The organism is Blautia coccoides (genome assembly GCF_034355335.1).
GTDB lineage: Bacteria > Bacillota > Clostridia > Lachnospirales > Lachnospiraceae > Blautia > Blautia producta.
The window spans coordinates 521,230-536,085 of the sequence record NZ_CP136422.1 but is presented as its reverse complement, the minus strand read 5'-3'; the positions used below and the strand labels follow the sequence as shown (position 1 = coordinate 536,085).

Sequence of the window (14,856 nt, the reverse complement as noted above, 5' to 3'; positions counted from 1 at the left end):
CACATTATAGCATTATGCATGTCCGGTGAAAAGGAAAATGTAAAGCACCACAAGAAAGGAGCATATGTATGAAAAGAAACAAGAAAGTCTCCAAAGCCCTGTCACTCTGCATGGCATTGGCATTGACTGCCGGAAACTTATCTCCCGCTGCAGTCAAGGCAGATACCATAACCGTGGATAAAAATATCCTGCAGGGCCTGATCCCCACTACCAACGCTGACGGAGGCATTGCCAATCCGGAAGCAGCCACAGACGGCAGCAAATATGACAGCAATGTGGAAATGAACAACACCCGAATCGACGCAGGCGAAGAAATCGGCGGCGATGACAACGGCTATTCCCAATGGAATCAGGTATACCTCCAGTACGATTTCGGAGATGTCTACAGCGTAAAAGCTGTGGATCTTTGCCGCAACACTTACGACAACGCGGTTTCCACCTTCAAAGATGTAAAGGTGGAGCTTGCCTCCACAGAAGATTTCTCCGACAGCGTCATTCTCTACGGCGAGCCTGACGGAGAAGATATTGTAGAAACCGTAGATACGAAAGGGGATTCCCAGTACCTGGAACCAGATTCTGCAATAGACGCCCGCTATCTGCGCGTCTGGGGAAAAGGCCATTATATAGAAAATACAAACAGTTCCTGGAAAGGTTACAGCAACGGTGTCCTTTTCACAGAAATTGAGGTCATCGCCTCTGTAAACCAGGAAGAAACAGACCCCGGTGAAGGGGAGGAAATGGTAGATGCCAACATTATGCCCGGCCTGCTCCCAACCTCCAACACCCCGCACCAGATCGTAACAGGAGGTTCCACTGTACCGCAGGTACAGATCATGAATCCGGAAGCCGCTACAGACGGTATGAAATCAGGAAGCGAGGACGATTCCAATAATACCAAGATCATTGCAGGCGATGAGATTGGCGGCGATGACAACGGCTATTCCGGATGGGACCACGTCTATCTCCAGTATGACTTTGGCAAGGCCCGGGATGTGAAAGAGATCAGTCTGTACCGGAATACCTACGCCAACGCGGTCTCCACCTTCAAGGATGTAAAAGTGGAACTGTCTTCCACTGAAGATTTTGCAGAGAGCACTGTGGTATACGATATGGCTGACTATGAAGAAACCACCTCCAACAAAGGACAGCCCCAGGTCATCACCCTGCCCGAAGCAGTTTCTGCACAGTACATCAGGATTTGGGAGAGAGGCCATTATATCCAGAACACCAACAGTTCCTGGAAAGGTTACAGCAATGGTATCCTCTTTAACGAGATCGAGGTAATTGCCAGCATTCCCAAATCAGAGGTTCCCGCGCCGCCGCCTGAGGAAGAAGCCCAAAACATTGCCCTTGGCAAGCTCCCATATGTCCGCGGTCTGACACCGACTAACATTGAGGCCATCACTGACGGCAATGTGGACGACAACTACGCAGTACATAACAGCACCGGAGAGCGCTGGCTTCAGTTTGAATACAAAAACACATATCAGATGAAAGAAATCTGCTTCAAGCTTGAGGAGGGCACTTACCGGTCCGTAAAGATCTCCGTATCTTCCTCCCCTACAAGCGCCGGACAGACGGTTTTCCAGCAAAACAACTGGACACAGGGTCCTGACATGCAGACAGTAACCCTGGACACGCCTGTCACGGGCAGATATGTACGTTTTACTGTAAACAAAGACAACAACAGCCCCACAAAATATTCCGAAGTGGAAATCTGGGCCACCGGCAAATCCTACGATGAATCGAAACCGGACTACACCGCGCCGGATTCCAAATATGACACCCTTGTATGGGCAGATGAATTTGACGGTGACAGCGTAGATGAAACTAAGTGGAATATTGTTGACGGCATGGCAAATCATGCAGCCATCTACAACAGAGATGCTGTAAGCATTGTAAAAGACGGAGACAACAGCTATCTGGCCATAAACTCCAAAAATTATGAGTCCAAAGATGCCCTCATTGACGCTGTAGGCTGGGATCAATACGGTTCGCAGGTACTGGCTGACAAAGTCACATGGTCATCCGGCCGCCTGGAATCCAAGAATAAATTTTCCTTCCAGTTCGGACGCATGGCAGTCCGGGCAAAACCCAACGATTCCAAGGGCATCTGGCCTGCCATCTGGATGCTGTGCCAAGATGAGACCGGACATGATGAGATCGACGTTCTGGAATACCTTGGTCAGGATGCATGGTCAGCCTGGACAACCAATCATTTCGGTATTCTTAGTTATAATAAAGGCTCACACGGTATTGCCACCAACAATTACGAGGCATGGTGCCAGGACTTCCATGTATTTGAAGTGGAATGGGATCCTCAGGCTATCACCTTCTACATTGACGGCAATCAGGTTCATAAAACATCCACTGCCAAAGACGACGGAAGAGACGGCATGCACACCCGCCCTATGTTCCCTATCCTGGAAACACAGGTAGGCGACGGCTGGGTCGGTGATGTGGATTACAGCAGACAGGATACAAAACAGGACAGTGATTTCCTGGTTGACTGGGTACGTGTTTACCAGACAGAGGGGCAGGCAGTTACCCGTTTTGACGACTTGAACGACATTTCAGGGGGAACCAACACAGATTATCTGATAAGCGCCGCCTCCGCAACAGACGGTCTTATGGCACTCACAGACGGAAGTGAACCTTATGAGGATAAAGACAACTTCTATTACGGCGGTCAGCCAAGATACGAAAACAGCAGGATCGCGGTAAAGGAAAATGCCGAGGACCAGTCCCTTGTTTACAAGATACCGGGTGTAAATGATGTTCATTTGACAGCCTATTATCAGACACTTAGCGATGCCGCTGTATGGGATGGAGGGGCTGGGTCTTATAAAGGGAAGTCCATAAGAACAACACTGAAAGACAATGCCAGTCTTGACTTCCAGGTATATTCATCTCCAAACGGAAAAGACTGGACCAAATATGAGAACATGAAAATCGTGGATAACTTCCCGGAAGCCTATCCCAGTTATGCCCGCATCACCTTTGACGCTTACGGACTACCGGAAGGTACAAATTATGTAAAAGTCTCCTTCCCCAATTATAAAGGGGTCAGCTACTCCCTGAATTCAGGAGACATTAAAGACGTTCAGAATACAGATATCCAGCTTGCAAAGGTAACCTTCCTTCAGGAACAACAGGAGGCAGCAGACAAATCCGCTCTTGACGCAGTCATCACAGCGGCTGAGGCATTAAACCCTGATGATTATACTCCTGAAAGCTGGAACCTCTTATCTGAAGCCCTGTCTGCCGGCAAATCCCTCATGGATGATACTTCCGCTTTCCCGGAAGAAATCGCAGATGCCGCCGCTGCCATTCAAAATGCCATTGACAGCCTGGAAGCTATACCTGAGGCGGATAAAACTGCTCTGAAAGCACTGCTGGACAAAGCAGGAAAATTAAATGAAAATGATTATACCCCGGCATCCTGGAAGACACTTGCAAAAGCCACAGAAAAAGGCAGCCAGGTTCTGAATGATAAGAAAGCTTCGAAAAAAGACATTGCCGACGCCGCCTCTTCCATTCAGAAGGCCATAGATGATCTCAAAAAAGTAACTAAAACAAACACAGCGGCCTTAAAAGCCGCGCTGGATAAAGCTGCAAAATTAAAACAGAATGACTACACTGCATCTTCCTGGAAGAATCTTTCCAAAGCAGTGGACACAGGCAGAAAAGTATTAAACGACAAGAATGCCACACAGAAAGAGATTGACAGAGCTGCCGACGGCATTCAGAAAGCTGTCTCCAATCTGAAAAAGACGGCAAAAGGCACCTGGAAACATAACTCCAAAGGCTGGTGGTATGAATACGACAGCGGCAAATGGCCCGCAGACAAATGGGAATCCATTGACGGCAAATGGTATGCCTTTGACGCAGACGGATACATGCGTACCGGCTGGTTCCGTGAAGGAAACACCTGGTACTATCTCACGAGCTCAGGAGCCATGGCGACCGGATGGGTACAAGTCGGCAGCAGCTGGTATTACCTCCGGGATAACGGTGCTATGGCGACCGGATGGGTCAGCGTAAAAGGAACATGGTATTATCTCACACCTTCAGGTGCTATGGCTACAGGGTGGATCAAATCAGGCCGGACCTGGTATTATCTTACTTCCTCAGGTGCTATGGCAACCGGATGGATCAAGCCTGGAAATGACTGGTATTATCTCACATCTTCAGGTGCTATGGTCACAGGATGGGCTAAGATAGACAGCAGCTGGTACTATTTCTCATCCTCAGGCAGTATGGCTACCGGATGGATCCGTCTCGGAAATGATTGGTACTATCTTGCATCTTCAGGACGCATGGCTACCGGATGGCTGAACCTTGGCGGCAGTTGGTACTACCTCTCATCCTCAGGCAGTATGGCTACCGGATGGGTTAAAACAGGCGGTAACTGGTATTACCTGTCATCTTCTGGACGCATGGCTACCGGATGGGTTAAAACAGACGGCAGTTGGTACTATCTGACATCTTCAGGCGCTATGGCTGAAAACACATGGATTGGCAATTATTATGTCAACTCAAACGGTGCCTGGACAAGAACCCGATAAACAAACTTTGGCAGCACCACTCACTTTCCCGGGGAAACGGAATCCACAAAGTTCCCTTCTTCCGGGAGACATTAGAATAGGCAGGCAGGTGAACTTCACCTGTCTGCCTTTACATTTCAGTGTATTTAAATGCTTTAGTATACCACCACCGGCACACCCTTTTCTATATTGTTATATATCTTCTCCGCATTAGACGGAGGCGTATTCACGCAGCCGTGGGAGCCGTTGTTGATATATTCTGAACCACCGAAACTGTCCCTCCAGTCCGCGTCATGGATTCCTGTGTTGGCATAGAAGGGCATCCAATACTGAACCGGTGAGGAATAATTCTCGCCAACCAGTGTGGCATTTCTCTCTTTATACATAATGCCGTAGATTCCCGTATGAGTATCCCATCCCTGGTTATGGTTTCCTGTAACGACATCTGTACTCACTAAAAGCTGTCCGTCCTTATAGAACCACATATGCTGTGCCTGCAGGCTAATCTCCACGTATGTATTTCCAATATCATTGGTATCCCTTACATATCCTCTGTAGGTGTACTCAGGCTCCATGGTCTGTGACTGGCCGCTCTTTATGGCTTCAACCAGCTTTGCCGTGGTGTCATTTCTAGCGATCAGCCAGCCGTAATCACCGCCGCTTACTGTAATGGTCTCTCCTGAAGAAGTAACAAACTGGCGGGGATAGCCAAACGTATCGTATTTCTTTGCCATTTCCACAACAAATTCTTTTGCCTTTTCTTCATCCAGAACCACATCCCCGTTCTCATCCGTGGTAAGCCAGTTCTTGATCACATCCTTATTCACTACTTCCTGCCTGTCAGAGAAATCAAAGGTCACAGTGACACCCAGATAGGCATTGCTCTGATCCCGCTGTTTGATCAGGTTCTCGTCCGTGCTGTATACTGTTGGCTTGAGATAACAATCCTCAGCTTCCAGATCCAGCTCCGTCTTACCTCCGTCAATGGCTTTCAGAATCTGCTCTTTTACCTTGTCCTTATCCAGGGCATTTCCCATGACCTCAGGGACAATCTCGTATCCTGTATCCGTGTCGCCCAGATAGGCGTCTGCAGGCTGGGTGATATTCGCCTCCTGAAAGGCATCCAGAGCATCCACCGCCGCATACAGCATGTCTTTGTCATAGGTTGTGGTGGCTGACATATCATAGTCATTCTGATGTGCAAATGACAAAAACCATAGGAACGGATTCTGCTTGTCCTTCAGTTCCTGGATCTTACCGTCATCCACATACTGCATATTGATCTGTGACGCTACAATGGATTCTGTTTTTCCGTCCCGCTCCTTCAGCTTCAATGTATAGGACGCAATCTCATCCACAATGCTGTCTTCCACATCCTCCACACTCTTGCCGGATGCGTTCATTCCGTTTATCTGGGAACCCAGATAGAAATGTTTGGTAAAGTATACGACACCGGCTATGTATCCAAGTACCATAAGAGCCACATATCCAATCAGAATGCCCAATACAAATTTCTTTGCCTTCGTGTACTTACCTTTTTTCCCTTTCTTTTTTTTCATAACCTCTACCCCTTATATTATAACATCATTACTTTGATCCTTCGTTTTCTATTCTATTTCATTTTGATTGTCGAAGTAAAGTGTTTTATGCAAAATTCATTAAAATATCACATTTCTGTAAATTATCCGATAATTTACCGGTGATTCTGTAATCAATTAGAAATACGGCGTCATATAACAAGGCAGAACTTCTGCTTTTCTGCAAAAGTTCTGCCTTTTTCTTACACGTTATACTTTATCTTATAAATACAATCATACTTACACTTCTAAAGCCTCTTAATATTTGCCCTTCTGCTTAACACTCATAGAAGCTCCTAACATACATCCTTCTGCTTAACGCTCATAGAAGCTCCTAATAATCGCTCTTATGCTTACTCCGCCAGTAACTTATCAACACTGACCAACTTAACACTGAGCACAAAAATTTCCGTTGCCAGCTGCAGTTCTTCCGGTGTGGGGAAGCTGGGCGCAATACGAATGTTGCTGTCATGAGGATCAACGCCATACGGGAAGGTAGCTCCCGCCTCTGTCATCTTCACCCCTGCCTCTGCTGCCTTAGCTACAATATCTTTTGCACAGCCTTCCATGGAGTCAAAGGAGATGAAATATCCGCCCTTTGGTGTGGTCCATGTTCCGATACCTGCTCCGCCGATCTCTTTCTCCAGGGTGTTTTCCACTGCCTCAAATTTCGGACGAAGGATTTCCGCGTGTTTTCTCATGTGCTCATGCATACCTTCAATATCCTTGAAGAAACGCACGTGTCTCAACTGGTTGATCTTATCATGACCGATAGTCTGGATAGCCATGTGCTTTCTGAAGTCAGCCAGATTTCTCGGAGAGGACGCAACCGCTGCGATTCCGGAGCCAGGGAAGCTGACTTTAGAAGTGGAAATAAACTTGTATGCCAGATCCGGATTGCCTGCTTTTTCACACTCCTCCAGAATCTCTAACAGGAAATCCTGCTCCTCATATAAATGATGGATGCAGTATGCGTTATCCCAGAAAATACGGAAATCTTCCGCTGCCGGTTTCAGTCTGGCAAAGCGCTTTACAGTCTCTTCAGAGTAGGTGATACCCTGGGGATTGGAGTATTTCGGCACACACCATACACCCTTGATGGCCGGGTCAGAGCTTACCAGCTCTTCGATCATATCCATGTCCGGGCCGGTGGGCGTCATGGGAACCGTGATCATCTCAATACCGAAGTATTCTGTAATCTTAAAATGACGGTCATATCCCGGTGACGGACACAGGAATTTTACTTTATCTAATTTGCACCACGGAGTGCTGCCGCATACACCGTGTGTCATGGAACGTGAAACTGTGTCAAACATAACATTCAGACTGGAATTGCCGAAGATCACGATCTGCTCTGCTGAGACCTCAGTCATAGCTCCCAGAAGCCTTCTTGCCTCCGGAATACCATCCAGCAGGCCGTAGTTACGGCAGTCAATACCTGTTTCACATTTCAGTTTGTCGGTGCTCTTTAGCTCTTCCAGCATATCCATTGCCAGTTCAAGCTGCTTCTTGGACGGTTTTCCTCTGGACATATCCAGATTCAGTCCTTTTGCTTTTACTTCCTCAAATTGTTTCTCCAAATCGGCTTTCATTGCCTGCAACTGCTCTCTACTCAGTTCTCTGTACGGCGTCATGGCTCTCCTCCTGGTAATCTTCATAAATATCTTTCATCGCTGCCACGGTAAAGCGTCCCGTGCAGCGCCTTGGCAATTATGTCTCGTTATGTGGTATTGTATGATAGAATATGACTTAATGTCAAGGCCTTCTTGCATTTTTGGCAATTTTTTCCCCTTTTTATCGGGTTTATGGTTTTTTATATGCAATTTAACAATTGAAATCCTGCATTTTTAGCCTTTATGCGTTGATGCAGGCCCGAATGTTCCCCGCAAAGGAAATTTTTCTCTGTGCCGCCAACGCTTCATGTCTCATTTACGTATCCCGTTTCACTGTTTTTTCCGGCTGCCGCTGATAAGTCTTGGCAGGAGCAGAATCTCATGCATGAGCAGCGGGATCGCAGAAATTCCCAGCAGCCACTGCCACTCTCCAAAGGAAAGCTGCACTGTCTGAAACGCCCGTACAAAATACGGAACCTCCGTCACCATGATCTGTAGTGCAAGCCCCAGGAAAAACGCAAGTATCATAAAAGGATTATCCAGGTGGTTCATCCGAAGCACCGATTTATCCCTGTCGCGCATTCCTATGGCGTGAAAGAGCTGGGACACACCCAGCACTGTAAAGGCATAGGTCTGCCCTCCTTTATGGAAGGCATAGAGTGTGATCGCGCTGATGAGCATTCCGTAAAATACAGTGAACAGCCAGCCCCCATGGGCAAACAGCCCTTCATTGGGGTCCCTGGGCTTTTTCCTCATAAGAGACGCCGGATCATTCTTATCAACCCCCAGTGCAAGTGCAGGCAGAGAATCTGTGATCAGGTTCACCCACAGAATATGGCTTGCCTTCAAAGGGGTCTCCAGGGAAAGAAGAACTGCCACGAACATGGTTATGATCTCACCGAAGTTGGAGGACAGCAGGAACAGGATTGATTTCTTGATGTTCACGTAAATGCCTCTGCCTTCTTCCATGGCTTTCTCGATGGTGGAAAAGTTATCATCTGTCAGCACCATATCCGCAGCATTCTTCGCCACATCCGTACCGTTTTTGCCCATGGCGATTCCAATGTCAGCGGCCTGCAGGGACGGCGCGTCGTTGACACCGTCTCCGGTCATGGCAACAATCTGTCCGTTTTTTCGGAAACGGCTGACGATCTTCACCTTATGGGCCGGGGTAACACGGGCAAATACCCGCAGGTCCTTCATCTTTTTTGCAAAACGCTCTTCACTCATGTTGTCCAGTTCTGCGCCGGTAACGCACTGGTCCATGGAGTCTGCAATACCGATTTTTTTAGCCACAGCCAGAGCTGTGTCTTTATAATCTCCTGTTATCATAGCCACCTGCACGCCCGCTCTTTTCAGGGTGCGGATAGATTGGGTCACTTCTTTTCTGGGCGGATCCATCATACCTGCCATTCCCACGAATACCAGATTATTTGTCAGCGCAGACTCACTTTTGTCCTTTACATGTTCCTTAAAGGCAAGGGCCAGCACGCGAAGCCCGTCCTGAGCCATTCCCTCCATTGCCATACGGATCTTCATACGCTGGACCTCTGTCATGGGAACGGATTTCCCCCTGACTGCCGCAAATGCACAGCGCTCCAGAATATAGTCGCAGGCTCCCTTCACGTATACTGTCTCGTTGCCGCCGTCTTTGTGTACGGTTGCCATGTATTTCCGTTCGGAGTCAAAAGGGATTTCATAGGTACGCGGATATTGTTCCTTTAATTTCTCCCGGTTATACCCCATCTCTTCTCCCATGTGGAGAAGGGCAAGCTCTGTGGAGTCACCGATCTCCTGTTTTCCCAGCATACTGTTGTTGCACAGGAGAAAGCCCTCCATCAGGCGGGGAAATTCCCTGCGGCGGATTTTTGACAATGGAAGCTTGCGGTCATCACCGTATATTTCCACTACCTTCATCTTGTTCTCTGTAAGTGTGCCTGTTTTGTCAGAACAGATGATACCCACAGAACCGAGGGTTTCCACAGCGGGGAGTTTCCTTATAATGGTGTTGACTTTTACCATGCGGGCAACACCCAGGGCCAGGACAATGGTAACCACAGCGGGAAGTCCCTCCGGTATAGCTGCCACGGCCAGGGATATGGCCACCAGAAGCATCTGAAGAATATTGCGGTGCTGGACCACTCCCAGAAGGAAAAGGGCTGCACAGAGAACCACTGCCACAACGCTGAGTATTTTTCCAAGGTCACCCAGGCGTTTCTGCAGAGGCGTCAGTTCCGTGGGGGTATCATTGATCATACCTGCTATCTTGCCAAGCTCGGTCTCCATACCGGTAGCTACCACGATTCCTTCAGCGCTTCCTTTCATAGCTTCGGTTGACATAAATGCGACGTTCTTCCACTCTGCCATGGGGATTCCCTGAGGCAGGACTGTATCTGTTTTTTGGACCGGCATGGATTCACCGGTGAGGGCGGACTCGTTTGTCTGAAAGCCTTGTACTTTTATAAGCCGGATGTCTGCCGGTACCTGGTCTCCTGCCTCGATCTTGACCAAATCCCCGGGCACTACGCCGGAAGCAGGAATTTTCTTGTAGGCACCGTCACGCTTGACTACGGCGGACGGAGCAGTCATTTTCTTCAGGGCATCCATGGCTTTTTTGGCTCTGCCCTCCTGGATGACTCCTACAGTGGTGTTCAGGGCTATGACTACAAAAATAATAGCTGTATCACTGAACTGGCGGAGGAGCATGGAGATTGCGGCAGCCATGAACAGAATGAATATCATGGGGTCGTTGAGCTGTTCCATGACCATATCCAGAATTGTCTGCTCTTTGCCTTTTTTCAGTATGTTTTCTCCGGATTGGCGGAGTCTTTCTGCGGCCTCAGCGGAGGAAAGGCCGTCAGCTTTCTGCGTGTGGAAAGTTTCTTCTAATTGGGGGGTTGTGAATGCTTCGTACATGGATTCACCTCCTTGGATAATGTATGCTTGACTTTTTTAGGTTAGACTAGGTATAGTTATATGGAAGAAGCAGCAAAGATCCTGCATGGATTTTTGCACGGAACTGTAAGAATACGAAAAAGCTGCGCAGTAGATATAGAATACGGTCAAACGGCGGGAAGCACTTCAACAAGCGGAACTTCACCCGCAGCCAGAGTGTGTTTGAAAATTGTTTTCGGTAAGCTGTGTGTCACACTATGTGGGAGATTTTAGTGGGACGTGCAGATTGTCGGAATGAATTTTCAAACACACTCTTGGAAACACGGAATAATACAAAAAATCAAAAGACTGAGAGGAAATTTAATATGTGGATTGCTGACGGATGGAAGGATTATGAAATCCTTGACACTTCCAATGGAGAGAAACTGGAACGCTGGGGGGATTATATTCTGGTAAGACCGGATCCCCAGGTGATTTGGGATACCCCAAAAAAGAATGCCGGATGGCGGAAGATGAACGGACATTATCACAGGAGTGCAAAGGGAGGCGGTGAATGGGAGTTTTTCGATCTGCCGAAGCAGTGGTGTATTCAGTATGGAAAGCTTACGTTTAACCTGAAGCCTTTTAGTTTTAAACATACCGGGCTTTTCCCGGAGCAGGCAGTGAATTGGGACTGGATTTCCGAGAAAATAAAAAAGGCCGGGAGACCGGTCAAGGTACTGAACCTTTTCGCCTATACAGGCGGTGCTACTCTGGCGGCGGCGGCTGCTGGCGCTGCGGTTACACATGTGGATGCCTCGAAAGGGATGGTTTCCTGGGCTAAGGAGAACGCTGTATCCTCAGGTCTGGGAGATGCCCCCATTCGCTGGCTGGTAGATGACTGCGTGAAGTTTGTGGAACGGGAGATCCGCCGGGGGAATCACTACGATGCCATTATTATGGACCCGCCCTCTTACGGCAGGGGACCAAAAGGCGAAATCTGGAAAATCGAAGAGGCGATCCATCCGCTGATCAAGCTGTGCGCCCAGCTTCTCAGTGACAAACCGCTTTTCTTCCTTGTGAACTCTTATACCACAGGCCTTGCACCGGCAGTGCTGACATATATGCTGGCTACAGAGCTAAAAAGCTTCCATGGAAAGGTGGATTCCCAGGAAATCGGTCTGCCTGTAAAAGAGAGCGGACTGATACTGCCCTGCGGTGCTTCCGGACGCTGGGAATGTGAAGATAAGTAAATGTCTGCACCCTGTTCATGAACTTTATGGCTTATGATGAGATGAGGGAATTGTAATGATCCAGACTCAGCAGGGGAGGATTCCCGTATATGGAAATCCTCCCCTGCTTTTCGCTATCCTTTAATTTTACACTTTTTCTGCGGTTTAGTCCCGCTCTTCACTCCATTTCAGGAAATCACCGGTGGATGCGTCTATCTCGAATTCATATTCTGTTCCGCTATAATAGATGTCACCCTCATAAATCAGCTTTCCGTCATCCTCCTCCAGCTTTATGCGCAGATCCTTTGCCTCAGCTCCCGGAACCTTTGCAAGGGCCGCCGCGGATGCCTCCTCCTGGCTTACTGCCGGATTCAGGTTTGTGGCATTATCTTTATTAAAATCATCTTCAATTTCAAAATCAGCGCTTAAGATTTCACCAGTAGATGCATCAATTTCATAGTCATATTCTTTATTTCCCACGTAAAACTCCACATCATAAACCTGGAGGCCATCCTCATGGTCTTTTTTCACACGGATTCCTGTAATCTCCTCCTCTGTCACGCCTGCGTGGGTCAGAGCTGTACTTCTGGCCTGATCTTCGGTGACGGCTGTACTGCCCTGAGAATCACCATTACCGCCGGTCTCCTGGCTTGTTCCACTCTGGGGACTGCCGGCAGCGCCGGTCTCCTGCCCTGTTCCACTCTGGGAACTGCCGGAAGCGCCCGACTCCTGCCCTGTTCCGCCCTGTGCGGCATTTTGTTCTGTTCCGGTACCGCCGCAGGCTGTTAAAACCACTGCGGAGATGACTGCTGCCATTAGAAATGCAAAATATTTTTTTCTCATATGATAAACTCCTTTCATACTTTTTATATCCAGCGAACGTATCCGCTATTCTTTGTATATGGTAAGTTTATCAGAGAAAGATTAAAAACAGATTAAAACTCTTAACTTTTTTTCTCCTTTGGAAGACAAAAAGTAAATGTGCTCCCCCTGCCGGGTTCACTCACCGCCTGTATCGTGCCGTTGTGGACATTAATGATCCACTGTACCATGGAAAGTCCCAGCCCGGAGCTTCCCACGTCATTTCGAGAGCTGTCGGCCCGGTAAAAGCGTTCCCAGATATGAGGCAGATCTTCAGCGCTGATTCCAATTCCGTCATCCTTCACACATCCTGTAACCGCTTCTCCCTCCTCCTGAAGGCTCATATAGATACAGCCGCCCTCTTTTCCATATGTGACTGCATTCTGGAGCAGGTTGAGCCAGAGTCGGATGAGCAGGGTTTCATCCCCGTACAACATGACACCTGGGCTGATATTTGTTTCCAGCCGTATCCCTTTTTCCTCCGCCATAACTGCCATCTCCGCGGCCGCCATCTCAGAGAGTCCGCTGAAATCTAATGTTTCCATTGTCACCTTCTCACGGCCCTGGTCCGCCCTGGACAGAAGAAGGAGCTGGGAGACCATCCGGGAAAGGCCGCCTGCCTTTCTCTGGATCACTGTGATCTCTTCCAGGATCTCATCCGGCAGACTGTCATGTGAAAGAAGGGAATCACACTGCATCAGTATAACAGACAGGGGCGTGCGCAGTTCATGGGATACATCTGAAGTAAACTGTTTCTCGCGTTTCATACTGTCTTCAATCTGCCCCAGCATCTTGTCAAAGGTGGCGGCAAGGCGGTATATTTCATCCCTTCCTTCTCCCAGATTTATCCTTCTGGACAAATCTTCTTCCTCCTGGATGGTTCGGACCGTCTCCGTAATATGAGCTACGGGACGCAGTGTTCTCCTGGTCATAAAATAACCCAGAACAGCAGTGAGGATCACCAGAAGCGGAAGGCAGATCAGAGCCAGGCGCAGCGTTATCCGAAAGCTCTCCTCAGAATCCGTTATAGATATGATCCCTCTTACCATTAGGTTAATGTTCTCTTCCGGCGCATAGGACATATCAAGAACGTAATATTCCACCTGCTCTGCCTTCTGCCTCCGCACCAGGCCGTCCTGAAAGGCCATAGACTGGTCAAAACCGTAAGGAATCTTGCCGTACAAAAGCCTGCCTTCCATATCATACACAGAGAGATACACGCCGTTTTCCAGCTCCAGAATATCCGAATCAAAATCCAGTTTTCCGTCATCCATCTCAATATCATCAAAGGCTCCTGCCACGCTTTCCCGCAGCCTGTTCTGGACAGAACTGAGTATTTCCCTGTTACTGAGGGAAAATAAAACCGCCAGCACAGCACAGATGTTGATGGTCATGAGAATGGTATAAAGTATCGTCAGTTTTTGTTTTAAAGACAGATTTTTCATATGGGTTCCCCCAGAACATATCCGGCGCCCCGTACGGTATGGATAAGCTTCGGCTCAAATCCCTCATCAATCTTTTTCCTCAGATACCGGATATAGACATCGATCACATTGGAGCCTCCCGCATAGTCATAATTCCAGATATGCTGCTCCAGCTTCTCCCTGGACAGGACGATCCCGGCATTTTGTATCAGATACCTGAGCACGGCAAATTCCCTGGAAGACAGGATGATCTCCTGCTCTCCCCGAAAAACGCGGCGTGTATCCAGATGCACATGCAGATCTGCTACAGAGCACACACTGCTCTTCTCCTTCTCAGGTTTTCTCAGCATAACACGTATCCTGGCTGACAACTCTTCAAAGGCAAAGGGTTTCACCAGATAATCGTCCGCCCCCAGATCAAGTCCCTTCACCCGGTCCTCCACACTATCCCTTGCTGTTAGAAGCAGTACGGGCGTGGTATCTCTTTTCATTCGCATGGTTCTCAGAACTTCCAGGCCGTCCGTTTTAGGCATCATAATATCCAGGATCACTGCGTCATAGCGGGCACAGGCCAGGCAGTCCAATGCCTCCTCCCCATTGGCGCAGGCATCTACACTGTAGCTCTCAGCCGTCAGCTTTTTCACCAACAGCCGGTTCAGATCACGTTCATCCTCAGCGATCAATATACGCATCCTGTCACCTCTCTTCCCACACTCCGGATACTTCCC

Annotated in this window: 9 protein-coding genes; 3 read left to right on the top strand and 6 right to left on the bottom strand. The window is 48.4% G+C overall.

What is annotated here, in order from left to right; genetic code table 11:
• Nucleotides 1-68: 68 nt before the first annotated feature.
• Nucleotides 69-4,568 (top strand): family 16 glycosylhydrolase, encoded by a 4,500-nt coding sequence (locus BLCOC_RS02330; protein WP_115624256.1) that lies wholly within the window; start codon nt 69-71, stop codon nt 4,566-4,568.
• Between the two features lie 134 nt (nt 4,569-4,702).
• Here the strand turns inward: BLCOC_RS02330 and BLCOC_RS02325 are convergent, their stop codons facing one another.
• From BLCOC_RS02325 to BLCOC_RS02315, 3 genes are all read right to left on the bottom strand, one after another.
• Entirely contained in the window at nt 4,703-6,106 is a 1,404-nt protein-coding gene (locus BLCOC_RS02325) for a L,D-transpeptidase family protein (protein ID WP_115624255.1), read from the bottom strand.
• Nucleotides 6,107-6,477: 371 nt separating this feature from the next.
• The gene (locus BLCOC_RS02320; RefSeq protein WP_018594599.1) at nt 6,478-7,758 is read right to left on the bottom strand and encodes an aspartate aminotransferase type Ic; all 1,281 of its coding nucleotides are present in this window, start codon (nt 7,756-7,758) and stop codon (nt 6,478-6,480) included.
• Between the two features lie 309 nt (nt 7,759-8,067).
• On the bottom strand, nt 8,068-10,653 hold the full coding sequence (locus BLCOC_RS02315; protein ID WP_115624254.1) for a cation-translocating P-type ATPase: 2,586 nt from the start codon (nt 10,651-10,653) through the stop codon (nt 8,068-8,070).
• A 258-nt stretch (nt 10,654-10,911) separates the two neighbouring features.
• Between BLCOC_RS02315 and BLCOC_RS27705 the strand changes: the two genes are divergently transcribed.
• Together BLCOC_RS27705 and BLCOC_RS02310 are read left to right on the top strand one after the other, a co-directional pair.
• The gene (locus BLCOC_RS27705) at nt 10,912-11,088 is read left to right on the top strand and encodes a hypothetical protein (RefSeq protein WP_369123934.1); all 177 of its coding nucleotides are present in this window, start codon (nt 10,912-10,914) and stop codon (nt 11,086-11,088) included.
• Nucleotides 11,004-11,864 (top strand): class I SAM-dependent methyltransferase, encoded by an 861-nt coding sequence (locus BLCOC_RS02310; RefSeq protein WP_369123937.1) that lies wholly within the window; start codon nt 11,004-11,006, stop codon nt 11,862-11,864. The genes BLCOC_RS27705 and BLCOC_RS02310 overlap by 85 nt, the downstream gene beginning before the upstream one ends.
• A 144-nt stretch (nt 11,865-12,008) precedes the next feature.
• Here BLCOC_RS02310 and BLCOC_RS02305 read toward each other — a convergent pair whose 3' ends face one another.
• The 3 genes from BLCOC_RS02305 to BLCOC_RS02295 all read right to left on the bottom strand — a co-directional run bounded on the left by BLCOC_RS02305 (nt 12,009) and on the right by BLCOC_RS02295 (nt 14,820).
• Nucleotides 12,009-12,686, bottom strand: coding sequence for a PepSY domain-containing protein (locus tag BLCOC_RS02305; protein WP_029470729.1), 678 nt, complete (start codon nt 12,684-12,686; stop codon nt 12,009-12,011).
• 101 nt (nt 12,687-12,787) lie between these two features.
• A complete protein-coding gene (locus BLCOC_RS02300) occupies nt 12,788-14,149 on the bottom strand; it encodes a sensor histidine kinase (protein WP_029470730.1) in 1,362 nt (453 codons plus the stop codon).
• Nucleotides 14,146-14,820 carry a response regulator transcription factor gene (locus BLCOC_RS02295; RefSeq protein ID WP_115624253.1) on the bottom strand — a complete coding sequence of 225 codons (675 nt, stop codon included), beginning with the start codon at nt 14,818-14,820 and terminating at the stop codon, nt 14,146-14,148. Before BLCOC_RS02295 ends, BLCOC_RS02300 begins: the two co-directional genes overlap by 4 nt.
• Between the last annotated feature and the right edge of the window lie 36 nt (nt 14,821-14,856).